The sequence below is a fragment of the Deltaproteobacteria bacterium genome (genome assembly GCA_019309045.1).
Classification (GTDB): domain Bacteria; phylum Desulfobacterota; class Syntrophobacteria; order BM002; family BM002; genus JAFDGZ01.
This window is the reverse complement of record JAFDGZ010000013.1, coordinates 13,845-37,295: the sequence shown is the minus strand read 5'-3', so window position 1 is coordinate 37,295 and position 23,451 is coordinate 13,845. Positions and strand designations below refer to the sequence as shown.

Genomic DNA, 23,451 nt, shown 5'->3' with positions numbered 1-23,451 from the left:
TGGTTGTTGGTTGTTGGTTGTGTCTTTCGCCGAATCATGAGACGTTGCCCTGACCATCTAACGATACGGGCTTCTTAGGCGTGACCCTAGCCGGAACGGTTATCTGTCCGCTCTGGGGCCGCCCAAAACCCAGATTATCTCTTGAATGATCTCCTCGATTTTTCGCCCTGGCAAAGTTCCTATTTTTTCAACAAGACGTGACTTGTCAATCACCATAACATGGGTGCACCTTGCCAGACTGGTTTTTGGAACTCCTCCCATGCCCTTTCTCAACAAAACATTGCCAGGAATGTTTGCGTGTTTCGTCTGTCTGGTCAAGGGCACAGCCAGGATAGTCTGGAACTTGCTCCTGTTGATCGCATTTCGCTGAACTACAACCACTGGCCTGCTGAGCCCGGGTTCAGACCCCTGCGGTAGTGAAAGGCTGGCCCACCAGATGTCACCCTGGGAAATTACCATTTTTCCTCCATATGCGGTACTGGACTGAGCGAGAGCATCTCCTCTGCGAGTTCGCTGTTTTCCTTTGCAGACTCATTGTCTCCATAAGCCCGATTATACAATTCGGTGACGTATTCGTCTTCAAGCTCCTGGAGCCTTTTTTCCATCTGTTCAACAACAAACCGACTTCGAGGTTTGCCTGCTCTTTTGGCCCACATATCCAGCCTCTCAAGAAAATGTGGAGGGACTGTAATAGCGATTTTCTGAGTCGCCATGATTTAGCCTCCTTCTGGTATGACCTAATTAGTTTCCAAATTATATGTATAAATGATATGTATGTCAACAGCAAGCAAGGTTGTCCCTGTACCTGGCGCCAGCCATGGGGCACAGCGCATAGAGTAAAGATAGTGCGAAGCGCTCTACCCTACCCTGATAACCGACAACTGATAACCGATGGCTGATGATTGATAATCTTCCTACAATTTTGTAACTTTCACCTGTGACTCCTGGCTGACCATTTCCTGCATCTGGCTGTATTTACTACCTATTCAATATGGATGACGACCATGGCACAACCATTGCTCAGCCCCTGCAGAAACGAGCGTCGGGCCTCTGTTCACTAACAGCTTCCCCGAGAAGGAGACAGGAGATGATTGATGCAGGTGACACGGCCTTTGTGCTGCTGAGTGCGGCACTTGTTCTGTTTATGACCCCGGGACTCGCCCTGTTCTATGGCGGCATGGTGCGCAGCAAGAACGTGCTGGCCACCATTATGCAGAGCTTTATGGTAATCGGTCTGGTCACAGTGGTCTGGGTGCTCTGGGGTTATTCTCTGGCCTTTGGCCCGGACATAAATGGCTTCATCGGTGATCTCTCCTGGTGCGGCCTCAAAGACGTCGGTCTTTCACCGAATGAGGCTTATGCCAGCACCATCCCTCACCAGGCCTTCATGATCTTTCAGGGCATGTTCGCCATAGTTACCCCGGCGCTCATCAGCGGCGCCTTTGCCGAACGGTTGAAATTTAGCACCTTTGTCATCTTCATACTACTCTGGTCCACCCTGGTATACACTCCAGTGGCCCACTGGGTCTGGGGCGCAGGCGGCTGGCTCGGTAGTCTCGGCGCCCTCGACTTTGCCGGGGGAACCGTGGTACACATTAGCTCGGGAGCTTCTGCCCTGGCTGCTGTGCTGCTCATTCCCAGACGCAAAGGATACGGCCAGGAACAGTTCACCCCCCACAATCTGCCCATGACCATCAGCGGCGCAGCCATCCTCTGGTTCGGCTGGTTCGGCTTCAACGCGGGCAGCGCCCTGGCGAGCAACGGCCTGGCAGCAGCAGCCTTTGTCAACACCCACGTTGCTGCTGCCGCTGCTGCCGTCAGCTGGATAGTCGTGGAGTGGCTGCACCGGAAGAAACCCACCACCCTGGGTGCGGCCAGCGGGGCGGTGGCTGGACTGGTGGCCATCACCCCGGCAGCAGGTTTTGTCAGCCCGGTTGCCGCCCTCATTATCGGCGCCCTGGCAGGAGCAATCTGTTATGAGGGTGTTCTGGGCAAGGCAAGACTGGGTTATGATGACTCTCTTGACGTGGTGGGCATTCATGGTCTGGGCGGCACCTGGGGTGCGCTGGCCACTGGTCTGTTCGCCAGCACTGCAGTAAATCCGCACGGGGCTGACGGCCTGTTCTTCGGCAATCCGGCACAGCTGTGGACGCAGCTTATCTCTGTGGCGGCGACCATTGTCTATGCCTTTGTCATGACCCTAGTCATATTCAAGTTCCTCGATGTGCTGCTGGGGCTCAAGGTTGCCGATGAAGACGAGGTGCGGGGTCTCGATGTGAGCCAACACAGCGAGACAGCCTACAATATCTAGCAGAGGAGATGCGTATGAGAAAGATTGAAGCGATCATAAAACCGTTCAAGCTGGACGAAGTGAAAGAGGGTCTTACAGAGATCGGCGTGCAGGGAATGACTGTTACAGAAGTCAAAGGCTTCGGTCGGCAGAAGGGTCACACCGAGGTGTACCGGGGAGCCGAATACCGGGTGGATTTCGTGCCCAAGGTCAAACTGGAAGTGGTAGTGGCTGCCGAGCTCGCCCCCCGGGTAATTCAGGTGATCGAGCAGAAAGCCAAGACCGGCCAGATCGGTGACGGCAAGATCTTCGTCAGCGACCTCAACGAGGTGATCAGAATCAGGACGGGAGAGCAGGGCAAGGACGCCATATAGAGATAATTTGTCACTTCTCATGAAGAGCACAGCCATCCATAAACAGCAGACAGGATCAGCTATCCTGAATCTCAACCGCCAGAAGCAGGAGCTGCTGCAGGATCTCGGCCGCAGCAACGGCACTGCCCTGCTGCGCCGCCATGCAGAGATTCTGGACGACTACTTTCGCGACAGGTTTGCCTCCAGTGCCATAGGCCCTCGCATGCAGATCGACAGGAATCCCTATGCCATTGTCGCCCTTGGAGGTTACGGCCGCCGGGAGCAATGTCTCCATTCGGACGTGGACGTCTTGCTGCTGTTCCACAGGAAGGTGCCTCCGGAAGCAAAGGATCTCGTCCAGGAAATCCTCTATCCCCTCTGGGACCTGGGTCTGGAGGTTGGCCATGCCAGCCGCTCCCTGAAGGAATGTCTCAGCCTGGCAGCAGAGGATCTGGAGGTGCTCACGGCCCTGATCGACGCCCGCTTCCTTTGCGGCATCTCTTCTCTATATTCCGATCTCAGACAAGGTCTGCGAACCAGGCTACTGGGCCGCAACCGCGACGCTCTGGTGCGCTGGCTTGCCCGGAGCAACCTGCAGCGCCACCTCCGCTACGGGGACTCCACCTACTTGCTGGAGCCCAATCTCAAGGAGGGCGTGGGCGGTCTCCGGGACTATCACACCATGCTCTGGCTAGGCTGGGCGAAATATGACCTGCAGCAGCCACGGGACCTGGAATACCAGGGGCACCTTTCCCATTCCGAGTACCTGGCCCTGGGCGAGGCTCTCTCCTTCATCTGGACGGTGCGCAACTGGCTGCACTACATTACTGGCAGAAGATGCGATCAACTCTATTTCGACTATCAGATTCCCCTGGCTGAATCCATGGGATTCGAGGAACACCGGGGACAGAGGCCAGTGGAGCGCTTTCTCGGCATCCTGCACGGCCACATGGAGTGTGTGAAGCAACTGCATCTCAGCTTCTTGGACAAAGCAGTGCCGCCGAAACGCAAGGTGCGTCTGGCAGGAATTAGACGGCGGCTCAGAGGCAGCGGCATCGAGTGGCTGCGGCAGAGCAACACCCTGACCTTTGCAGCGCCCGAGAACATTCCATCCAGGCCTCAGCTTCTGCTGCGAATTTTTGAAAGAAGCTCCAGATTTCAGCTGCCGCTCAGCATGGAGGCAAAACGACTGGTGCAGGAATTCCTCTATTTGATTGACGATAACTTCAGATCCTCACCCCAGACCGTACACATGCTGCGCCGCTTGCTCATGGCACCCGGTGAGCAGGTAGACGTCCTGGACGACCTGTTCACTACCGGCTTGCTGCCCACCCTGATTCCAGAACTGCGGCCGTTGATCAACCGTATTCAGTATGATGAGTATCACCTGTATCCGGTAGACAAGCACTCGCTGCGAACGGTGCAGACCGTCAAACGGTTCGGCAGCAACAGTGATGACACCGAGGATCTCCTCTGCACCCAGCTGATTGACGAAGTAGAAAAGCCAGAGCTTCTCCTCTGGGCAGCCCTCTTCCACGATGTGGGCAAGGGAGCCCAGGGAAAAGATCATGCCAGCCGCGGCGCAGCCATGGTTCGAACCGTGTTCAGCCGCATGGGTTTTGCCAGGGAGGACATCGAAACCATCTCTTTTCTGGTGCAGTACCATCTTCTGCTGGTCAGGACTGCCACGCAGCGCGATCTCAACGATGAGAAGGTCATTGTGCAGTGCGCCCGCACAGTTGCCGATCTTGAACATCTCAGAATGCTCTATCTCCTCACCGTGGCTGACTGCATGGCGACCGGACCAAAAGCCTGGAACGACTGGATAGCTGTGCTGCTGAAAGAACTGTTCTTCAAGCTCCGCCACATCATCTCTGGCGGCGAGCTGGCAAGCCCGAGCTCCGTCAAAGTAGTGGCAGCCAAACAACGGCAGGTGCTGCAGCGCAGCAAAACTGCAACGAGGCAGCAGGTTGCCCAGCTTTTCGAGCAGATGTCTCCCCGGTACCTGCTGGCCGTACCCGCCACTGAGATCCTGCGGCACATCGCTCTTTATGAAAGGCTCGGCAACCTGCCCTTTGTCCTGGAAGTTCAGCCGCCGCTGAACAGAAGATACCGTACTCTGGTCTTCTGCGCCAAAGATCATCCTGGACTGTTCGCCAAGATCTCGGGGGTGCTGACCCTCAACAACCTCAACATATTGAGCGCCCAGATCTACACCTGGCGCAATCAGATCGCTCTGGATATCTTCGAGGTCACAGCGCCGCCGGACAGTCTGCACGAGGAGGAAGCCTGGGACAGAGTCAGGGACAACCTGTTCTCTGTGCTGCAGCAAGAGCTCGACCTCGATGCTGCCCTGCGGGACAAGATGCGCACCTGCAGATACGCCCTCAGCAAAACTACGGTTCGCGCCGATGAAATTGTGGTTGACAATACCTCCTCGGATTTCTTCACCATCATTGAAGTGTACACTCACGACTTCCCTGGTCTGCTCTACAAGATCACCTCCACCATATCCCGCCTGGAACTGGATATCTGGGTTGCCAAGATTGCCACCAAGGTGGACCAGGTTGTGGACATCTTCTACGTGCGTGATCTACTGGGTCAGAAAGTGGACAGCCCGGAACAGGTGGCGCGCATCAAGCGGACCATAGCCGCGGTGTTGCGCGACAAACCCGCCTGACAATTGCATCCCTGCCAGGAGCGCATCTTTTCGCACATGTGGCGGCAATATGGCGAACACTCTGGCTGGCTGCAAATGATACTACAAAATTGTTACTTATAAGCATCATTTTTTACAAAAATGTCTTTTTTTATCTAGGGGTGTAATTCATAACCTGTTGAATTACAAACAGTTAAATCAATTCGGCCAGGCCGGGCCAGCTGGCACAGCTCTTGCGGAAACAGGGCAACATGCGGTTGTAGACGAAAGCAAAACAGCTACTGTGCCGCTCCCTGCACCGTAAAGAGCGATCCAGGAGAGGCCCGGCAATTACCTGCATAAAATCAGCAAAAAGGAGGAGATCAAGAAATGACTAGACCCCAGACACCCCAGGATGTCCTGGCCCTGATGGAAAAAGAAAAGATCGAGATTGTAGATCTGCGTTTCATGGACTTTCCCGGACTGTGGCAGCATTTCTCGGTGCCGCCCAGGGAGATCGAGGTGGACACTTTTGAAGCAGGGCTCGGCTTCGACGGCTCCAGCATCAGGGGCTGGCAGGCCATCAATGAATCTGACATGCTGGTCAAACCCGTGCCCGAGACCGCTTTCATCGACCCGTTCTTTGCTGCCAAAACCCTGGTGCTCATCTGCAACATCTGTGATCCCATCACTGGCGAAGACTACACCCGCGACCCCCGCAATATTGCCCGCAAGGCAGTAAAATACCTGAAGGGCACAGGCATCGCTGACACCGCCTATTTCGGCCCTGAAGCAGAATTTTTCATTTTCGACGACATCCGCTTCGACCAGAATGAGCACGAGGGCTACTATCACATCGACTCCGTGGAAGGCAGGTGGAACTCAGGACGAATCGAAAACCCCAACCTCGGCTACAAGCCCCGCTACAAAGAAGGCTACTTCCCGGTGCCTCCTACTGACAGTCTGCAGGATATCCGCAGTGAAATGCTCCTGACCCTGGAAAACATCGGCATCCAGGTGGAAGCCCAGCACCACGAGGTAGCCACTGCTGGCCAGGCCGAAATAGACATGCGCTTCGGTCCACTGGTGGAGATGGCTGACAACCTGCTGAAGTACAAATACGTGATCAAGAACACTGCCAGAAAGTACAACAAAACCGTCACCTTCATGCCCAAGCCCCTGTTCAACGACAATGGCACCGGCATGCACGTGCACGTTTCTCTGTGGAAAGACAACCAGAATCTCTTTGCCGGCGACGGCTATGCCGGCCTCTCTGACACGGCTCTCTATGTAATCGGTGGTCTGTTGAAGCATACGCCTTCCCTGCTGGCCTTTACCAGCCCCACCACCAACAGCTACAAGAGGCTGGTGCCGGGCTTCGAGGCCCCGGTGAACCTGGCCTACTCCAGCCGCAACCGCAGCGCCGCAGTGCGCATTCCCATGTATTCTCCCTCTGCCAAGGCCAAGAGAGTGGAGTTTCGCTGTCCAGATCCCAGCTGCAATCCGTATCTGGCCTTCTCAGCCATGTTGATGGCTGCCATCGACGGCATCCAGAACAAGATCCACCCCGGGGAACCCCTAGACAAGGACATCTATGATCTGCCCCCCGAGGAGCTTGCCAAAGTGCCCCAGACCCCCGGCTCTTTGCGCGAGGCCCTCGAGGCTCTCGAAGCAGACCACGACTATCTGCTCAAGGGGGATGTCTTCACTGCCGACGTGATCGACACCTGGATTGCCTACAAGATGGAAAACGAGGTGCAGGCACTGGATCTGCGTCCCCATCCCTGGGAGTTCGCCATGTATTACGACATCTAGCTGCCGCTGCGGTTCAGGAAAGGGCCTGCGGGCCCTTTTCTTTTTCCCTGCAAAGAGAGCAGTTTGTCAGCAGCAAGCCGAAGCGCTACAATAGCGGCAAGCCGCTGACAAGCTGCCTGTAGGGAGGGTTCTTTTGCAGCCAACTCTGGAAGAAGTTAAAAAAGATTGTCCCGAGCTGGAGCCGACTCTGGTGCAGGAGCACTTTTCTCGGCTCAATCCCCGCTATTTCGAGACCTTCAGCCGCAGCCACATTGCGGCCCACCTGAGGGCCATATCGCGGCTGCGCCCGGAACACCTGCTCGAAGTCCTGGTAAGCGAGACAGAGAACAACCTGGTGGAATGTACGGTAATCGGCTTCGACTACCCTGGCCTTTTTTCTCTCATTACTGGAGTGCTGGCTGCCATGGGCTTCAACATCGACTCCGGGGACGTCTTTACCTACCAGCACCTCCGTCAACCGCAGCGGGCTGATCCAAGACGGCGGCGGCAGCCGCGCCTGGCCAGGGTCCCCTTCGACAAGAGAAGAAGGATCATCGACCGCTTCGCCGGCACAGTGGCCACCTCGCTGACCCTGGAAAGCTGGGCTGCCGAGGTGGAAAAAAAGTTGTCTGACATTGTCAGGCTGCTCGAGAGCGGCGACAGCAACTCTGCCCTGGAAGCGAGACACCGGGTCAACGAAATGGTGGTAAAACGGTTGGCCCAGTACCAGACAGCTGAACAACCGGTTCTCTACCCGGTACAGATCAGAGTTGACAACAGTGCTACTGACTGCACCAGACTGCTCATCTACTCGGAGGACACTCCCGCCTTCCTCTATTCTCTCAGCACAGCCCTCTCTTTGCACGGCGTATCCATTGAACACGTGCGCATCCGAACAATCAGCGGCCGCATCGAAGACGAGATCGACATAGTGGATGCCAGCGGCCGCAAGCTGGAGAATCCCGAGCATGTCAACCAGATAAAATTTTCCGTATTGCTGACCAAGCAGTTTACCTATTTCCTGAGCAGGGCGCCGGATCCTTATGCCGCCCTGTGCCGCTTCGAAAACCTGGTCAAAGACGTGGCCAGACGCCATGACCCGCAGGAATGGCTGGCGCTGCTCTCCAACCCGCACACCTTGCAGGATCTGGCCCGGCTGCTGGGCACCAGCGATTATCTCTGGGAGGACTTCATTCGGCTGCACTATGAAACCCTGGTGCCAATGCTCGGCCCCATTGTGGAGGGCCGACGCTTCAGTGAACCTCTGGAGACTCTGCCCGCACGCCTGCAGGAGGCCCTTGGAGACGCGGCTACCGTGGCAGAGCAGACTCAGAGATTGAACGATTTCAAGGACAGAGAGATCTTCCTCATCGATCTGGACCACATTCTCAATGCCCAGGTCGACTTTCACGAACTCTCCAGGAGGCTCACGGTGCTGGCGGAACAGGTGGTGAGCACCGCTGCCAGCCTCTCTTATGAGCACCTGCGGGCCCGCTACGGGGCCCCTCGCAGCGCCGCCGGCCTGGAGGCCAAATTTGCCATCCTCGGCCTGGGCAAACTCGGCGGGGCTTCACTGGGCTACGCCTCTGACATTGAATTTCTTGTGGTCTACAGTGACAACGGCTGGACGGACGGCCAGAAATCCATTGCCAATTCAGAATTCTTTGAACTGCTGGTCAAGCAGACGGCCCAGTTCATCCGGGCCAAGAGAGAGGGCATCTTTCACGTGGATCTCAGGCTGCGGCCGCACGGCAGTGCCGGGCCCCTGGCCTGCAGCCTGGAGAACTTTTGCCGCTATTATGGCCCTGGCAGCACGAGCCACTCTTACGAGCGCCTAGCGCTCGTTCGGCTTCGCTGCATCGGCGGCGACGCCCAGTTCGGCGCCCAGATTGAACGACTGCGAGATGAATTTGTCTATGCTTCGGCAAACATTGACCTGCAGGAGCTGCGGCAGCTCAGAAAGAAACAGTTCGAGGAGAAGACTGCCGGCGGCAGACTGAACGCCAAATTCAGCCCCGGAGGTCTGGTAGACCTGGAATACAATGTGCAAATCCTGCAGGTGATCCACGGCAAGGATTTGCCTCAGCTCAGAACCCCCCTGTTGCGCCAGGCCCTGCTAGCCCTCACTGATACCGGCGTGCTCACTGCAGAAGAAGGAGACAGACTGCTCAGCGCCTACGATTTCCTGCGCCAATTGATCAACTGCCTGCGCATGCTGCGAGGCTCGGCTCGGGACCTGTTCCTGCCGGCGCAGGACTCGGTGGAGTGTGCTGCTCTCGCCAACCGCATGGGGTATCGCCGCGGCGCCGCCCTGGAGCCTGCCCAGCAGCTCTACCTGGATCTGGAAGCGCACATGGCCGCGGTGCGTGCTTTTGCCGAGCACTTCTTTGGCCGCGAGGCGCTGCCGGCGCCTGCCACCGGCTCGGTTGCGGATCTGATCCTCTCTGCCGACACTCCAGAGCCGCTGCAGCGCGCGGTGCTCACCTCAGCGGGCTTCAAGAACTGGCGGCGGGCCTACCTGAATCTTCGCAGTCTGGCTGGCAGTGGCTCTCGGCGAGATATTTTTGCCAAGCTCGCCCTGCTGGCCACGGACGTTTTGCAGAGAACGCCGGATGCCGACATGGCCCTGAACAACTGGGAACGCTACATCCTGGCCCTTCCCAGCCCCGAATTTCACTACAATCTGCTTCTCTCCCAGCCCATGAGGCTGGAGATTCTGCTGACCATCTTAGCCGGCAGTCAGTTTCTGGCCGACACCCTGATTAGAAATCCCGGCTTTCTCGACTGGATTATCATCCCGGAAAACCTCCACCACATGAGAAAACGGCAGGACCTGCAAGAGGAACTCGAAGAAGCAGGCCGCAGCCACAGTACACACGCAGCCTGGCTCAACCACCTGCGCCGCTTCCGCCGGCGGGAAATTCTGCGCATTGGCACCCGCGACATGTATCTGGGCACAGCCGTAGAGGATGTTACCGCAGAACTTTCCACCCTGGCCGAGGCAGTTACCGAGGCGGTTCTGCAGAGGATCTGGGCCACGCCTGAGCCCGAGAAGAAGACAGGCGCGGACCTGGCAGTCCTGGCAGACCATTTCTGCTTTGTCGCCTTTGGCAAGCTGGGAGGCAATGAACTCAACTACAGCTCCGACATCGATCTGCTGGGAATCTTTGATGTCCCTGAAAGTGTGGCTGCAGAACTGGGCCTGGAGCCCGCAGTGCTGAAATACCTCTTTACCTGGATCGTAGAGCGGACAGCCCTGGATCTTTCCAGGCACACGGAAGAAGGCTATGCCTACAGGGTGGACCTGCGGTTGCGCCCCTACGGGCGCGCCGGTGAGCTGGCCCAGTCTCTGGCAGCACTTGTGGACTACTATCGGCAGAGCGCCTCCCTGTGGGAAATCCAGGCCGCCTTGAAAATCCGCCCGGTGGCGGGAAATCTGCAAATCGGCGAGCGCTTCCTCGAGCAGCTGCAGCCCATACTGCGGCAGCGCCGTCGAGCGCGAGATATTGTCGAGTCCATCGAGAAGATGCGCTCGGCAGCCGCCAGGAAAACCATCCTTTCCGGGGGAACAGATGTGAAGAGTGGCGTGGGAGGTCTGCGCGACGTGGAATTTCTGGTTCAGGGTTTGCAGCTCGTGCACGCGCCGGACTTTCCCCAGCTCATCGAGGGCAACACCCTCAAGGCGCTGGCGGTTTTGCAGCAGCACCAGCTGCTCCCTGAGAGAGCTGCCGCGGAGCTGCGCCAGGACTATCTCTTTCTGCGCCGTGTGGAGCACTGCCTGCAGATCCTCGAAGACCGACAGATACACATGCTGCCCAGGGATGAGGCTGAATTGACCGCCCTGGCCAGGAGAGTTCTCGGCATGGATGCCACAGCGGCCACCCTGCTGGCAGAGCTGGAAGCCTGCCAGAGCCGCGTGCGAAGCCATTACGCCACCCTGCTTGTTGAAGGAAAAGGAGGAGAGTAGATGCCAGCCGCCAACCGCTTTCTAGTATGCCAGCACATGGCCTGGGAGGGGCCGGGAAAGCACCTCATCAGCGCCGCTGCCAGGTGCCAGGTGGATCTGGAGGTGTGCCGGCTCTGGCGGCAACCCCTGCCTGCGCTCGCCCCTTATGCCGGCCTCATAATCCTGGGAGGCAGCCCCAACGTGGACGAGGAGGAGCGCTATCCCTTCCTGCGGGCCGAAAAAGAGGCGATCCGTCAGGTGCTGTCAGAAGACAAAGCCTATCTTGGCTTTTGTCTCGGCCATCAATTGCTGGCCCAGGTGCTCGGCTGCCGCGTGGGGCCGAACAAATGCCGCAGCATCGGCTTTATTGAAGGACAGCTCACCGAGGCAGGCCGGGCCCACCCCCTTTTCGACAATCTGCCTGACCGCTTCCCTCTCTTCAAATGGCATGCCCAGGCTGTGCTGCCTCCCACACCGGAGCAGGTGCAAGTCCTGGTAAATTCGGAGGAATGCCATGTGGAGGCCATCTCGGTGCAGGGGCGGCCGCACATCATTGGCATGCAGTTTGACAACCACGCCGGCTCCAGGGTGGATGCTGCGGCCTGGCTGCAGGGAGACCGCCACTGGCTGGCCCAGCCTCCGGCAGTTGATCACAGCCGGGTGCTCGAAGATGCGGCAAAACAGGAAGTGATCATGGCGGCACAGTTCCAGGTCATTTTTGAAAACTTCGTCCACATCACCCAACAAGCTTCCAGCTGAGATGAGACGCCGGCAAACAGAAAAAATCCTGCAGCTCCTTCTGGAGACCTACGGCAGCAAACCCTGGAACTGGCACACGCGGCAGACACCTTTTCAGGTGCTCATAGGGACGGTGCTCTCCCAGAGAACCCGCGACGAGAAGACAGACGAGGCAGCAAGGGCCCTGTTCGGCCGCTACCCTTCGGCTGAAACCCTGGCTGGAGCTCCTCTGGCAGAGGTAGCCCGACTCATCAGACCGGTAAACTATTACAGAACCAAAGCAGAGCGCATCCGCCTCATCAGCCGGATAATCGTCGAAGAGCATGGCGGCAGGACTCCCACTACCTTTGCCGAACTTACCGCCCTGCCGGGGGTGGGGAGGAAGACGGCAGGCTGCGTCATGGTGTACGGCTTCAGAAAGCCGGCTCTGCCCGTGGACACCCATGTGCACAGGATAGCCAACCGCATCGGCCTCATCGACACCGATACGGCAGAGCAAAGCGAGCAGGAATTGTGGAAAATAGTGCCGCCCCGCTACATCATGATCTACAACGAACTCATGGTGAAACACGGCCAGAACATCTGCAGGCCAATCAGCCCCCAGTGCCGCCGTTGTCCCATAAAGGGGTTGTGTGTTTATGGAAGGCAAAACAAAGGTGAGAAGTGATGTTGTGGCCCCATTAGCGGCCGCAGGCATGACGCTAGAGGATGTGGCAACCCAGCTGCTTCAATGGTTCAACTACTCCACAGGCAGGCCTTGTTTCTGAGGTGTAACAAGAGAAAATCTTGATCAAATTCCCCATTGACTGATCTGGATTGACTTGCACATAAAAATGTGATACACATATTTACGTGTAACCAGCCGAGGAGCCTGGAACCTATGGAGAAGCAAAACGTAACATTGTCCATCCCTAAACACCTGCTGAAGCAGGCCAAGATTATTGCTGCCCGTCAGGACAAATCACTCAGCCAACTCCTGAGAGAATCATTGGAACAGAAGGTGAGAGAGCAGACTGCTTACAATAAGGCGAGGATAAGGCAATTGAGGCTTCTTGAAAAAGGGTTGGATTTAGGAACTGGGGGGCAGGTGCAAACAAGCCGGGATGAACTCCATGCTAGAGAATAAAACCTTTATCGACACGAACATCATAATCTACGCCTACGATTTAAGCGCAGACAGGAAACGCGAAGCTGCCCGAGATATTCTGGCTGGCCTCTGGAATTCAGGTTTCGGCATGATCAGCACGCAGGTTCTCCAGGAATTCTTTGTGAACGTGGTGCAGAAAATACCTAAACCAATGGATGCGCAACAGGCCAGGGAAATCGTGCAAGATTTTCTAAAGTGGCAGGTGGTGGTCAATACTGGCGACTCTATCATTGAAGCAATAGAAATCTCTATAAAATTTCAATACTCTTTCTGGGATTCCATGATTATTGCAGCAGCAATCGCAGGCGGCGCCGCAGTCCTCTTATCGGAAGACCTCCAGGACGGCCAGGTCATCAATGGCCTGACCATAAAAAATCCCTTTATCATGAGCCAATAAAAAAGCCACCTTTCCGGTGGCTTTCTATTCTTAGTGGTGCCGAAGGCCGGACTCGAACCGGCACGGGTCTCCCCACCACCCCCTCAAGATGGCGTGTCTACCAGATTCCACCACTTCGGCACATGCTTACTTGGCCGCCTTTTCTGCGGCAGGCGGGCTGCTCTTTGCTGCCTCCGGGGCTGCAGGAGCTGCCGCCTTGGCAGGTTCGGCCTGCCCCTCTGTACTGGCGGGCGCCGTGGCCGCAGGCTTGACGTTGCTCATCACCGACTCCCCACCATACTGGTGAGAGCGATAGGCCAGGGTGAGTGAGCTGAGCATAAAAATGATTGCCACTATGGTGGTGAGTTTACTGAAAAAAGTACTGCCTCCGCTGGAGCCGAACAGCGTCTGCGAGGAGCCGCCGAATACTGCGCCGATGTCGGCGCCTTTACCAGTTTGCAGCAAAACAACTATGATGAGTGCAATACTTATAAGCACATGCACTATTACCAGTATGGTCTGCATGAAATCGTTCTTCTCCTCTCAAAAAAAGCATCTCTGGCAGCAGCAGCCGCCTAGGTCTCAAAGGCAACAATGCGCCTGAAGGAGGCCGCCTGCAGGCTCGCTCCGCCAACCAGAGCGCCGTCGATGTCAGGCTGCGCCATCAGCGCATCCACATTCTCGGGTTTGACGCTGCCACCATACAATATACGGATCTCGTTTGCAACATTTTTGTTGAAGCGCTCTGCCAGCTTGCCGCGAAGGAAGGCATGCGCTTCCTGGGCCTGTTCTGTGGTGGCCGTCTGGCCGGTGCCAATAGCCCACACTGGTTCATAGGCAAGCACCAGCCGACTGAACTCATGCTGTTCGCTGAGGCCTGCAAAGGCTCCCAGCAGCTGCCTCTCCAGGACTTTCAGGGTATTGCCGGCCTGGCGCTCGGCCAGGGTTTCGCCAACACAGACAATGGCTGTCAGGCCTCCCTCGATAACGGCCTTGACCTTGAGATTGACGCTTTCATCAGTTTCTGCGAAATACTGGCGCCGCTCCGAATGGCCAACGATCACATAGCGGCAGCCCACATCCGCCAGCATGCCGACCGAAACTTCTCCGGTGTAGGCGCCCTGGCTCTCCCAGTGGCAGTTCTGGGCGGCCACTTCAATGGGGCTGCCCGCCAGCACCCGAGACACCTCGGCCAGGGCTGTATAGGGCGGCGCCACCACCACCTGGCGGTCGTCCAACTTCTGCAGGCCGTCTTCGAGTTCCCGCACCAGCGTCAATGCTTCTGCCACAGTAAAATGCATCTTCCAGTTTCCGGCCAGCAAAGGTGTACGAGGCGACATATCCTTCTCCTTTCATCTCGGCGGTTGGCCAAAAGCCGTTCAGCTGTTTCTCGCCTTGTCTGAGTGCGGAGCGGCAGGAGGCCTGCTCCTGCTGTTTCCTCTGCCACCACTCGAGTGTCGTTTACCTGCAGCTTTCCAGGGCTGCCACGCCCGGCAGCACCTTGCCCTGAAAAAGCTCCAGGAAAGCGCCGCCTCCGGTGGACACGTAGGAGACCTCTTGCACCAATCCCGCCATGTGGAGGGCAAGATCTGTATCGCCGCCGCCCACCACACTGACCGCATCGCTTGCCGCCACACTGGCGGCCATGGCCATGGTGCCGCCCTCGAATCCCGCTGTTTCAAAGGCACCCAGGGGTCCGTTCCAGATGATGGTCCTCGCCCCTGCCAGAGCTTCCTGAAAGAGTTTGCGACTCTCGGGCCCCACATCGAAGGCGGACCAGCCAGGCGGCACCTGAGCCGCAGGCACCACTCTGGTAGCTGTGCCGGCAGTCAGCTCCCGGGCAATGACAAAGTCAACCGGCAGATAAACCTGCACTCCTCGCTGGCGCGCCAGGTGCAGCACCTGCTCGGCCTCCGCCAGCAGCTGGGTCTCCACCCGGGAGTCACCCAGATCAGCACCCTGAGATTTGAGAAAGGTGTTGGCCAGAGCGCCGCCGATGATCAGGCGGTCCACTCGCTCGGCGAACCGTCTGAGCACAGGAAGCTTGGTGGATACCTTTGCCCCACCGAGGACCGCTGCCACGGGTCTCTGGGGATTCTCCATGGTGCGCTCAAAGTACTCCAGCTCCTTTTTCAGAAGAAAGCCAGCGCCGCAGGACGAAACGAACTCGGTGATGCCCACTGTGGAGGCGTGGGCTCGGTGGCTCACTGCAAAGGCGTCATTTACATAGACATCCGCCAACCTGGCGAGAGAGCGGGCAAACTGGGGATCATTGGCTTCTTCACCAGGATGAAAGCGGAGGTTCTCCAGCAGAAGAACCTCTCCTCCAGCCAGGGAAGAGACCAGCTGCTCCACCTCGGCGCCGATGCAGTCAGGGGCCAGCTTTACCGGCTGCCCCAGGAGCTTGTCCAACTGCTGGCAGGCTGGAGCTAGACTTAACTCAGCCACTTTCTTGCCCCTGGGTCTGCCCATATGAGAGGCCAGCACCAGACGGGCGCCCTGCTCCAGACTGTAGCGGATGCTCGGCAGGGCGGCCTGCAGCCTGTGATCGTCGGCCACCTTGCCGTCGGCGCTCAAAGGGACGTTGAAATCAACGCGCATGAACACCCTCTTGCCAGCAAGCGGCATCTCATCAATGCTGCGAATATTCATGGAGGTCTCCCTCATGCTAGTTGTGCTGCGGTACAGGCCAATCTGGCGGCTGCGGAGAGCCGCCTAACGTCAGAGTGCCTGCAAACCCATCTCTTCGTTGAATATTGCTGCCCTTTCTGGCGCTGCCGTTCCCTGGGAGGGCAGCAACACCTTTTACAGTCGTTCACCAATGTAGTGGGCCAGATCCACCAGGCGGTTGGCGTAGCCAAACTCGTTGTCGTACCAGCTCAACACCTTCACCATTCTGCCGTCGATCACATTGGTCAGAGGGGCGTCCACAATGGAAGAATAAGAACTGGTGTTGAAGTCGACAGATACCAGCGGTTCAGTATTGTAGCCCAGGATTCCCTGCAAGCGGCCGTTGGCAGCCTCCTCCATGGCGCCGTTCACCTCAGCCACCGTAACCTCGCGGCTTACCCGCACCACCAGGTCGACCAGGGACACATTGGGAGTAGGCACCCGAATGGCCATGCCGTCCAGCTTGCCTTTGAGCTCGGGTATCACCAGCGACACTGCCACAGCAGCACCAGTGGTGGTGGGGACCATGGAAAGGGCTGCAGCCCGCGCCCGGCGCCAGTCCTTGTGCAGGGTGTCCAGCAGCCTCTGGTCCATGGTGTAGGAGTGGATGGTGGTCATCAAGCCATGTTCAATGTTGAAGGTGTCGTGCAGTACTTTGGCCACTGGAGCCAGACAATTGGTGGTACAGGAGGCATTTGAGACCACCGTATGATTCCTGGGATCATAGTCTTCCTCGTTCACCCCCAGCACAAAGGTGGCATCGACGTTTTTCGCCGGGGCACTGATGATCACCTTGCGAGCCCCTGCCTGCAGATGGGCCATGCAGGATTCTTTGTCGCGATAGCGTCCAGTGCACTCCAGAACCACCTCCACGCCAAGCTCCTTCCAGGGGAGATTCTCGGGCTGGGGGATCTGAGTGCAGCGAATCTCTTTGCCGCCCACCACCAGATTGCCGTCTCTGACCTCCACGGGAATGTCGAAGCGCCCGTGTGATGAGTCGTAGCGCAGCAGGTGGGCCAGCTCCTCCGGGGTTCCCAGGTCATTGACGCCCATCACTTCCACCCGCCCGGGTTCCCGGGCGGCAATTTTCATCGCAGTACGACCAATTCTACCGAAACCATTGATACCAACTTTAACAGCCATTGCTTTTCCTCCCCATGATCAAGCGCTCATATGTACATTGTTTGTCGACTCTGCCGTTACCTGTGAACAATTACTGCCAGCACCCCCAGCAGCCGCAACTCAAAGCAGCTCAGCCATGCTGATCAATCTGTCAGCCAGCATGGAGCTATAGGAGCCCAATTCATTGTCATACCAGCCATAGATGACCGCTTTGGTAATGGGTATCTCCAGAGTGGTCTCGGGCAGTCTCTGCACCATGTCGCCGGGTAGAGCCCGCGAGAGGTCTATGGCCACAGCCGCAGTGCGAGTGTGCGTCTCGTGACCCTCTATGGTGGCAGCCACTCCCTGGAGGCCAATAATATCGCTGGAAACGTTCTGCTCTTCCGTGTAGCGCAAATAACCCCTGGGATCAAGAGCAGCGTGTTCGCGGTAAACCCTGTTTATCTGCTCTCTGTCCACATATGGCCGGTCTGGCATTTCTTGAAAATTGACCACCAGAATGATGAGGGAGCCAGTATTGATCGGTATGCGGACGGATTCAGCGATAAAGGGGATCTTCCTCATCTCGGGCAGAACTTGCGCCAGGGCCTGCGCTGCCCCGGTAGACGTCAGGATGATATTGTTGAAGATGCTCCTGTTTCTCCGCAAATCTTTGGCACCCGCCTTGGGCAGGTGGTCGAGAACCTGCTGGCTGCCAGTACTGGCGTGCACCGTGGCCATGGAAACCGACAGAATGCGGTCCACACCGAAGCTGTCGATGAGAGGCTTCAGCATGTAGGCCAGACAGGTGGTGGTGCAGGAGGCATGCGAGACGATCACATGCCGTTGGGGATCATAGTCCGTGTCATTGATGCCGGCAATGGTGGTGACTGCATCATCCGGCAGGCTGCCAGCCGCTTCGCTTATTTTGAATGGCGCAGAAATGACCACCTTCTTGGCGCCGGCAGCAAGATGCCCCCGCGCTGAGCCGCCCTCGTGCTCGGCTGGCAGAGTTGGATCTCGAAACTTGCCAGTGGCATCGAGCACCAGCTCCACTCCATGCTGCCGCCAGTCGAGATGGCGAGGATTTCGATGCTGGCGCAGCACGGTCACCGGGATGCCGTTGATGAGCATGCGGCCGCTGCTCTCATCCAGCTGCTCGATAACACGCCTGGCCCGGCAGCCATAGAGATAGTGGTGCAGACTGCCGTAGGTAGAATCCTTTTCTATGAAAAGGGCTATGTCTTCCAGACTGCGGCCTGCAGGCCGTCCTGTGTTCACCACGATTTCGGCAAAGTAGCCTCGCTCCACCTGATGCCACAGGCTCAGCTTGCCAATGCGCCCCAGGCCGTTGATTCCCAGTTTGACATGAGAACCTTTGCCGTCATGTGTGCTGGCACCGTTCATAGACAACCCCTAGCAAGGTGACGTTTTTCTGCTGCCTGATGAAAAATAGGAAGAAAGATGAAAAAAGAGCCCGCCCGGCTCCCCTCGAAAATGGCTTCAGCCCGCTGCCTCGTGACGAGGCTACTGACTGTTAGCTTAGCCCAACTGCCCGAAAATGTAAATCCCCAAAACGAGCAGTAAACGGTGTCACCGGCAGCCTCCGCCGGCACAGAGCCCGGGGCCTGCCCGGCAGCAGACGAGCCGCAGCCACAACCGGCACCACCTGCAGCAGGCCTTGACTGCCACGCATGTCAGAGCCTGTCTGTCCACAAACCCGGCAGGCGCTCACTGCCACAATTCCACGGTCTCTGTGGGCTGTCTACCCAGATAAATGGCGCCGCTGCGGCCGTCGATGCTCAGCGGGTCTCCCGCTCTAATTTCATGCTGCCGCAACAGGCAGCGAGATTCATTCTCCCACACCCGCAGCTGATCGCAGCCAACCACACAGGTCTTGCCCAGACGATAGGCAACAATGGCCGCATGGGAAGTGGCGCCGCCCCGGGCGCTGAGGATGCCGTCTGCCGCAGATATCTCCTTGATGTCGTCAGGCACGGTATCCGCCCTGACGAGGATCAACGGCTCGCCGGGCGCCTCCTGCCGATAGCGTTCGATCTCGCCCAGGTTGAACACAGCCCTGCCGCTGAGAGCGCCGCCGCTGACCCCGATGCCGCTGCTGAGATAGGCTTCCTCCAGCCGGGCAGCCTTGGAAAAGATGCAGTAGCGCCGCGAGGTCGGTCTGTGCATATCTCTTGACTGCAGGACAAACAGGCCATTGCCGCCGCCTCCCTGAAAAGTAAACTCGATTTCTTGCGGACCCCAGCCATGTTCGGCAATCAACCGCTCAGCCAGCTCCTGCAGCCGGCTGTAAATCTCTGGAAAGCGGCTCTCCAGGCAGATCTCTTCGCTGCGTCCTTCAGCGACCTTCTGCTCTTCAGACAGGGGCAGCGTCTTGACCAGGCCGGCCACCACGTCTTCTCCCTGGTTGCCGAGCGTGAAGTCCCCCCAGAGATGCAGCCGGTCGTCCATTTTTCTTGGATTGTGGGTAAAGGCGACGCCCGCCCCGGAATTCGTGTCCAGATTTCCGTAGACCATTGCCTGTACAGTAACGGCAGTGCCCCAGTTGTCCGAGATGCCCATGATTTCACGATAGGTCCTGGCCTTGGGGCTCTGCCAGGACTTCATTACCTGGACAATGGCGGTTCGCAGCTGCTCGTGGGGATCGTCCGTCAGGGCAACACCCCTGTGCTGCAGAGCGCCCCGATAGGCCCTGGCAACCTCTCGAATCTCCCTGCGGCTGAACTGCCGCTTCAACTCGCGGCCGTACCGCTGTTTGTAGTCGTTCATGATGGTGTCGAACTCGTCTCGATCCATGCCAAAGGCCATGCCCCACGATTGCAGGAAGCGTCGATAACTGTCCCAGGCGAACCACCATTCACCGGTCTCCTGGATGAGGCCTTCGACGATTTCCTCATTGATGCCCACATTGAGGAAAGTGTTCATCATACCGGGCATGGACACGGCGGCACCGCTGCGCACCGATAGCAGCAGAGGTCTGGCAGCCCGGCCGAAGCAGCAGCCCGTGGCCGCCTCCAGGGAGCTGATGTGCTCGGCGACCCGCTGGAGAAAATCCTGGAAGGCGGGCGGAAATGCCTGCAGCACCTCGAAGCAGCGGTAGATCTCCGTGGTGACGATGAAGCCTTCGGGAACCGGAATGCCGTATTCGGCCAGCACCACCAGATTATAGCCCTTGCTGCCCAGATGAATGAGATCGTAGGTGAGCTTGTTGGGTTTGACAATGGAGCACAGGGCCTTCTCAGGATCGTAACTCATGAGAAGATCCAACCGCTGCGTGTCCAAAGATACCCTCTGCTTGTTCAAGGTATTGATGACCCTGCTGATGAGATTATCAAAACACTGCAGACCGAATGTACGGGCTACCAGGTCCCGCAGCAAGGCCTCCGAGACCTTGTGGATAAAGTCTCCCTGGCTCTCGCTGTCACTGCCAAGTCGATAGCGGGGCACCAGCTGGTTGGCAGTCAGACTCTGCAGCACCAGGTTGAGGTTGTCCTGATGCGGGTGCTGATAGTAGGTAGCAATAATCTGTTTAATAGCCAGGGAAAAGCCGCGGAAAATATCGAGATATTGGGAATAACTGAAACGTCTGATTTCCAGGGCCTTGTCGAGAAGCGCCAGCTGCTTTTTCAAAGGACGACAGTTGATACCCTCCAGCTCCAGGGCCCGAATGAGAAGCTTGATGAACTTGCTGATCTGAAAAAAGGTTGCCCGGGTAACAAAGCGCAGGTTCATGGCAGCCATCCTCTCGGTAAAGAGAGTATTGGCCACGTTTTCTAGACGGAAGCTAAGCCCCAGGGCATCAAACTTTCTTTCATGGTAGGTGCCGTACAGAGAGGGTATATCCACTGCAATGTGGCGCTTGCGATAGATGTTGGCAAAACCGCTCGTCTGCTTCTCGGAGAGAATAATCTCTTTCAGCTTTTCCAGGTAGTCGAGCAGGGCAAGCAACTGCTGAGAGCTCTCTGCAGAGTTCAACCGCTGGATCAGCTCTGCAGCAGCCGGCATGCCCAGCTGCTGTGCTCTTTGCAGTTCGCTGACCACATCCTGAATTCCGCTCTGATACTTCTGGGCCAGAAGATGGTAGAACTCCACAAAGAGAGCAACTCGCTTCTTTTCGCGGGCCGAGGCCCCGGCAATGCGCTCCAGGTGAGTTGCCAATCGCTCCAGGTCCAATTTGAGGAGATCTCTGGGCTGCTGCAGCCCGTGTGCCTCGAACAGCCGGCGCAAGACAAGGTGCGCCTCGTCAATATAGGGTCCCTGCGGCTGAAGCTGCTGGTAAATCTCCACGGGCACAAAATGGCGCACTGCTTCGGGATCTTTGGACAACCAGTAGAGAGCAATGGCGTTCATGAAATCGACAATGGTGTTACTGCTCTCCACGTGACTCAATTTGCGCAAGAAGTGGATAAGGGGATCCTTCCGGCGGCAGAGTTCGTCGATTTCCGTGGAAACTTCGCGCAGCCTGCCCTCAGCACCAATTTCATTGAAATACACTGGAAACACCCGGGCGAGCTGCTTTACCAGGTTGTACACCGGCTCTATCCGGCTGTTGAGAAGCTTGCTCACATCCCTCTGGAAAATATCAGTGTCCCGAATACAGACTCCTCCCAGGGCAAGATTTACCAGCAGGGCGGAGAGCAGCCGGGGCGCCTGCCTGGGATCATGGGCAATGATTTCCAGCCACACCCGGATATTGTGAATATGGACAGGATTGGTCAACAGCTGCCAGTCAACGCTTACCGCATAGCTGCCGGGAAACTCGAAGCCAGCAGAGATGGTGAGCCCCAGGAACTGGTCGATGAGACGACGATTTCCTGTCTTGAACACCTCCTTGCCAATGGTGGCTATGCAGGTGAGGGCCCGCTCAGGATGGAGTTTCTTGCTTGTTTGCAGTACCGAGAAGGTGCGCTCTAGAAAGGCGCTGAGCACCTGGAGAGGCTGCTGCTGGATGATCTGGGCCAGGGAGTAGTTGATCTGCCGCAGGCTGTCTTCATGAATGACTTCCAGTCCTCTGTTCTCGATGATCTTGTAGAGTATGAGCACTTTGGGAAACGGTCGGTCACTGCCGAGCAGAGAGGGCAGCCTTTCATAATAGCGCACAATGTCCATGTAGTCTGGCAGTTCAAGGAGGCGCTCTGTTCTGGCGACCGCAGTTCCGCTGCTTTCAATCTCCTGCAATTGTCGTCTGAGAATTTGCAGCCGCTGGTGAGAAACAGGGGCAAGTGGGGGGCCATGCTCCTGCTGATCCCACCACTGGTCAGCCTGGTCGGCGAACCACTTCTGAGGGTCCTCCTGCTCCAGCCAGTACTCATAGGCGGTGCCCAGGGCTCTGCTAACCAGCCTGCAATAGCTGTCCAGGTCCATGACCCCACGCCAGTCTTCCAGTAGATGCCTGCCGATCTTTTTCAGGGAGTAATAGCTGCTGGCTACCAGGAAAAAGCTGTCAGCCGGCAAAGCAGCCATGTTGGCCAGCACCTGCTGCAGGACGCCGCCGTACTGCTGCACCCGGCCTGTGCCGTCTGCCGCCAGACGCTCCACCAGGACGATGAGATTGTCTGCCGCCTGCACCTGGGTCTGACGGTCGCGGCAGCTGTTTATGGCCTCTAGAAAAATATCTGCCAGCAGGGAGAATACTGTGGCGCCTCTGGCATGGCTCAGGTAAATGCCGAAGTTCTTCAGGCCGTAGCGGCGCGCCTCCTGCACCACATAGGCCCAATTTCTATAGGGATGGCTCAACTCCAGCAGCATCTTTCGCGTCTGCTGTTCGATGCCGGCATACTGACGCACCACCTCGGCCAGGATCTGGTAGCGCGGCTCGATGTCCACCCGCACCCTGGTTTTCTGCAGGTTGATTCTCAGCGCCTCGGAAGTGAACAATTCTGCTGCCATCTGTGCCACCACCTATGATCCATCTGCAGCTGCAGGATCAGGGCTGCATCCCCATACTCGGCATAGTAATTGGCGCGTTCGGCCACTGTTCGGAAGCCCAGCCTCTCATAGAGAAAACGGGCTGCTTCATTGCCTCGGCGGACCTCCAGCGTCGCCAGTCTGACACCTTTATTATATGCCAAACCGAGAGCATGCAGCAGAAGTTTTCGGCCGCGGCCGCATCCTCGGTGAGCAGCGTGCACCGCCAGGTTGACAATTTCTATCTCGGGCACCACCAGCCAGTAGCAGATATAGCCGACAATGGTGCCTGCCTCTAGCCCTGTGGCAAGCCTGGCCACTCGCTGTCCCGCATGACTCTTGGCCATTTCGGCCAGAAAGAGCTCCGCTGTCCAGGGATTGACATAACTCGTCCTCTCTATGGCCAAGACCTCGGGGAGGTCCATGGGATGCATTGCTCTGAAGGTAAGCTGTGAATAGCTGCAGTCTTG

18 protein-coding genes and 1 tRNA gene are annotated in these 23,451 nt (G+C 57.3%); 9 read left to right on the top strand and 10 right to left on the bottom strand.

Annotation, left to right across the window (positions count from 1 at the left end):
- Positions 1–99: 99 nt before the first annotated feature.
- Both JRI89_04675 and JRI89_04670 read right to left on the bottom strand, forming a co-directional pair.
- Positions 100–459, bottom strand: coding sequence for a type II toxin-antitoxin system PemK/MazF family toxin (locus JRI89_04675; GenBank protein MBW2070530.1), 360 nt, complete (start codon positions 457–459; stop codon positions 100–102).
- Complete coding sequence (locus tag JRI89_04670) at positions 453–713, bottom strand: hypothetical protein (GenBank protein MBW2070529.1); 261 nt, start codon at positions 711–713, stop codon at positions 453–455. The genes JRI89_04675 and JRI89_04670 overlap by 7 nt, the downstream gene beginning before the upstream one ends.
- A gap of 377 nt (positions 714–1,090) precedes the next feature.
- Here JRI89_04670 and JRI89_04665 point away from each other — a divergent pair, with 377 nt between their 5' ends.
- The 9 genes from JRI89_04665 to JRI89_04625 all read left to right on the top strand — a co-directional run bounded on the left by JRI89_04665 (position 1,091) and on the right by JRI89_04625 (position 13,303).
- A complete protein-coding gene (locus JRI89_04665) occupies positions 1,091–2,311 on the top strand; it encodes an ammonium transporter (protein ID MBW2070528.1) in 1,221 nt (406 codons plus the stop codon).
- A gap of 14 nt (positions 2,312–2,325) precedes the next feature.
- A complete protein-coding gene (locus tag JRI89_04660) occupies positions 2,326–2,664 on the top strand; it encodes a P-II family nitrogen regulator (GenBank protein ID MBW2070527.1) in 339 nt (112 codons plus the stop codon).
- Positions 2,665–2,671: 7 nt separating this feature from the next.
- The gene (glnD, locus tag JRI89_04655; GenBank protein ID MBW2070526.1) at positions 2,672–5,323 is read left to right on the top strand and encodes a [protein-PII] uridylyltransferase; all 2,652 of its coding nucleotides are present in this window, start codon (positions 2,672–2,674) and stop codon (positions 5,321–5,323) included.
- 348 nt (positions 5,324–5,671) lie between these two features.
- A complete protein-coding gene (glnA, locus tag JRI89_04650; GenBank protein ID MBW2070525.1) occupies positions 5,672–7,096 on the top strand; it encodes a type I glutamate--ammonia ligase in 1,425 nt (474 codons plus the stop codon).
- A gap of 133 nt (positions 7,097–7,229) precedes the next feature.
- Complete coding sequence (locus tag JRI89_04645) at positions 7,230–11,042, top strand: glutamate-ammonia-ligase adenylyltransferase (GenBank protein ID MBW2070524.1); 3,813 nt, start codon at positions 7,230–7,232, stop codon at positions 11,040–11,042.
- Positions 11,043–11,780: a type 1 glutamine amidotransferase gene (locus tag JRI89_04640; protein MBW2070523.1), complete on the top strand. Its 738-nt coding sequence runs from the start codon at positions 11,043–11,045 to the stop codon at positions 11,778–11,780. It abuts the gene before it with no gap.
- A gap of 1 nt (position 11,781) precedes the next feature.
- Positions 11,782–12,426 (top strand): endonuclease III, encoded by a 645-nt coding sequence (locus tag JRI89_04635; GenBank protein MBW2070522.1) that lies wholly within the window; start codon positions 11,782–11,784, stop codon positions 12,424–12,426.
- Between the two features lie 213 nt (positions 12,427–12,639).
- Complete coding sequence (locus JRI89_04630) at positions 12,640–12,885, top strand: CopG family transcriptional regulator (GenBank protein MBW2070521.1); 246 nt, start codon at positions 12,640–12,642, stop codon at positions 12,883–12,885.
- On the top strand, positions 12,872–13,303 hold the full coding sequence (locus tag JRI89_04625) for a PIN domain-containing protein (GenBank protein MBW2070520.1): 432 nt from the start codon (positions 12,872–12,874) through the stop codon (positions 13,301–13,303). The genes JRI89_04630 and JRI89_04625 overlap by 14 nt, the downstream gene beginning before the upstream one ends.
- Positions 13,304–13,337: 34 nt before the next feature.
- Here JRI89_04625 and JRI89_04620 read toward each other — a convergent pair.
- From JRI89_04620 to rimI, 8 genes are all read right to left on the bottom strand, one after another.
- A tRNA-Leu gene (locus tag JRI89_04620) sits at positions 13,338–13,423 on the bottom strand.
- Positions 13,424–13,429: 6 nt separating this feature from the next.
- Positions 13,430–13,807 carry a preprotein translocase subunit SecG gene (secG, locus tag JRI89_04615; GenBank protein ID MBW2070519.1) on the bottom strand — a complete coding sequence of 126 codons (378 nt, stop codon included), beginning with the start codon at positions 13,805–13,807 and terminating at the stop codon, positions 13,430–13,432.
- Between the two features lie 50 nt (positions 13,808–13,857).
- Positions 13,858–14,622, bottom strand: coding sequence for a triose-phosphate isomerase (locus tag JRI89_04610; protein MBW2070518.1), 765 nt, complete (start codon positions 14,620–14,622; stop codon positions 13,858–13,860).
- Positions 14,623–14,743: 121 nt separating this feature from the next.
- Complete coding sequence (locus tag JRI89_04605) at positions 14,744–15,934, bottom strand: phosphoglycerate kinase (GenBank protein ID MBW2070517.1); 1,191 nt, start codon at positions 15,932–15,934, stop codon at positions 14,744–14,746.
- Positions 15,935–16,087: 153 nt separating this feature from the next.
- Positions 16,088–17,095 carry a type I glyceraldehyde-3-phosphate dehydrogenase gene (gap, locus tag JRI89_04600; GenBank protein ID MBW2070516.1) on the bottom strand — a complete coding sequence of 336 codons (1,008 nt, stop codon included), beginning with the start codon at positions 17,093–17,095 and terminating at the stop codon, positions 16,088–16,090.
- A gap of 99 nt (positions 17,096–17,194) precedes the next feature.
- Positions 17,195–18,460, bottom strand: a complete 1,266-nt coding sequence (locus JRI89_04595) for a glyceraldehyde-3-phosphate dehydrogenase (GenBank protein ID MBW2070515.1) — start codon at positions 18,458–18,460, stop codon at positions 17,195–17,197.
- 324 nt (positions 18,461–18,784) lie between these two features.
- Entirely contained in the window at positions 18,785–22,963 is a 4,179-nt protein-coding gene (locus JRI89_04590; protein ID MBW2070514.1) for a hypothetical protein, read from the bottom strand.
- A complete protein-coding gene (rimI, locus tag JRI89_04585; protein MBW2070513.1) occupies positions 22,930–23,406 on the bottom strand; it encodes a ribosomal protein S18-alanine N-acetyltransferase in 477 nt (158 codons plus the stop codon). Before rimI ends, JRI89_04590 begins: the two co-directional genes overlap by 34 nt.
- Positions 23,407–23,451: the final 45 nt, after the last annotated feature.

Excerpts from the sequence above, each read along its gene's own strand:
- JRI89_04675 (MBW2070530.1), bottom strand. The coding sequence starts at position 459 with ATGGTAATTTCCCAGGGTGACATCTGGTGGGCCAGCCTTTCACTACCG.
- JRI89_04625 (MBW2070520.1), top strand. The coding sequence starts at position 12,872 with ATGCTAGAGAATAAAACCTTTATCGACACGAACATCATAATCTACGCC.
- secG (MBW2070519.1), bottom strand. The coding sequence starts at position 13,807 with ATGCAGACCATACTGGTAATAGTGCATGTGCTTATAAGTATTGCACTC.
- JRI89_04635 (MBW2070522.1), top strand. The coding sequence starts at position 11,782 with ATGAGACGCCGGCAAACAGAAAAAATCCTGCAGCTCCTTCTGGAGACC.
- JRI89_04640 (MBW2070523.1), top strand. The coding sequence starts at position 11,043 with ATGCCAGCCGCCAACCGCTTTCTAGTATGCCAGCACATGGCCTGGGAG.
- glnA (MBW2070525.1), top strand. The coding sequence starts at position 5,672 with ATGACTAGACCCCAGACACCCCAGGATGTCCTGGCCCTGATGGAAAAA.
- JRI89_04660 (MBW2070527.1), top strand. The coding sequence starts at position 2,326 with ATGAGAAAGATTGAAGCGATCATAAAACCGTTCAAGCTGGACGAAGTG.
- JRI89_04590 (MBW2070514.1), bottom strand. The coding sequence starts at position 22,963 with ATGGCAGCAGAATTGTTCACTTCCGAGGCGCTGAGAATCAACCTGCAG.
- JRI89_04610 (MBW2070518.1), bottom strand. The coding sequence starts at position 14,622 with ATGTCGCCTCGTACACCTTTGCTGGCCGGAAACTGGAAGATGCATTTT.
- JRI89_04605 (MBW2070517.1), bottom strand. The coding sequence starts at position 15,934 with ATGAATATTCGCAGCATTGATGAGATGCCGCTTGCTGGCAAGAGGGTG.
- gap (MBW2070516.1), bottom strand. The coding sequence starts at position 17,095 with ATGGCTGTTAAAGTTGGTATCAATGGTTTCGGTAGAATTGGTCGTACT.
- JRI89_04670 (MBW2070529.1), bottom strand. The coding sequence starts at position 713 with ATGGCGACTCAGAAAATCGCTATTACAGTCCCTCCACATTTTCTTGAG.
- JRI89_04595 (MBW2070515.1), bottom strand. The coding sequence starts at position 18,460 with ATGAACGGTGCCAGCACACATGACGGCAAAGGTTCTCATGTCAAACTG.
- rimI (MBW2070513.1), bottom strand. The coding sequence starts at position 23,406 with ATGGACCTCCCCGAGGTCTTGGCCATAGAGAGGACGAGTTATGTCAAT.
- JRI89_04630 (MBW2070521.1), top strand. The coding sequence starts at position 12,640 with ATGGAGAAGCAAAACGTAACATTGTCCATCCCTAAACACCTGCTGAAG.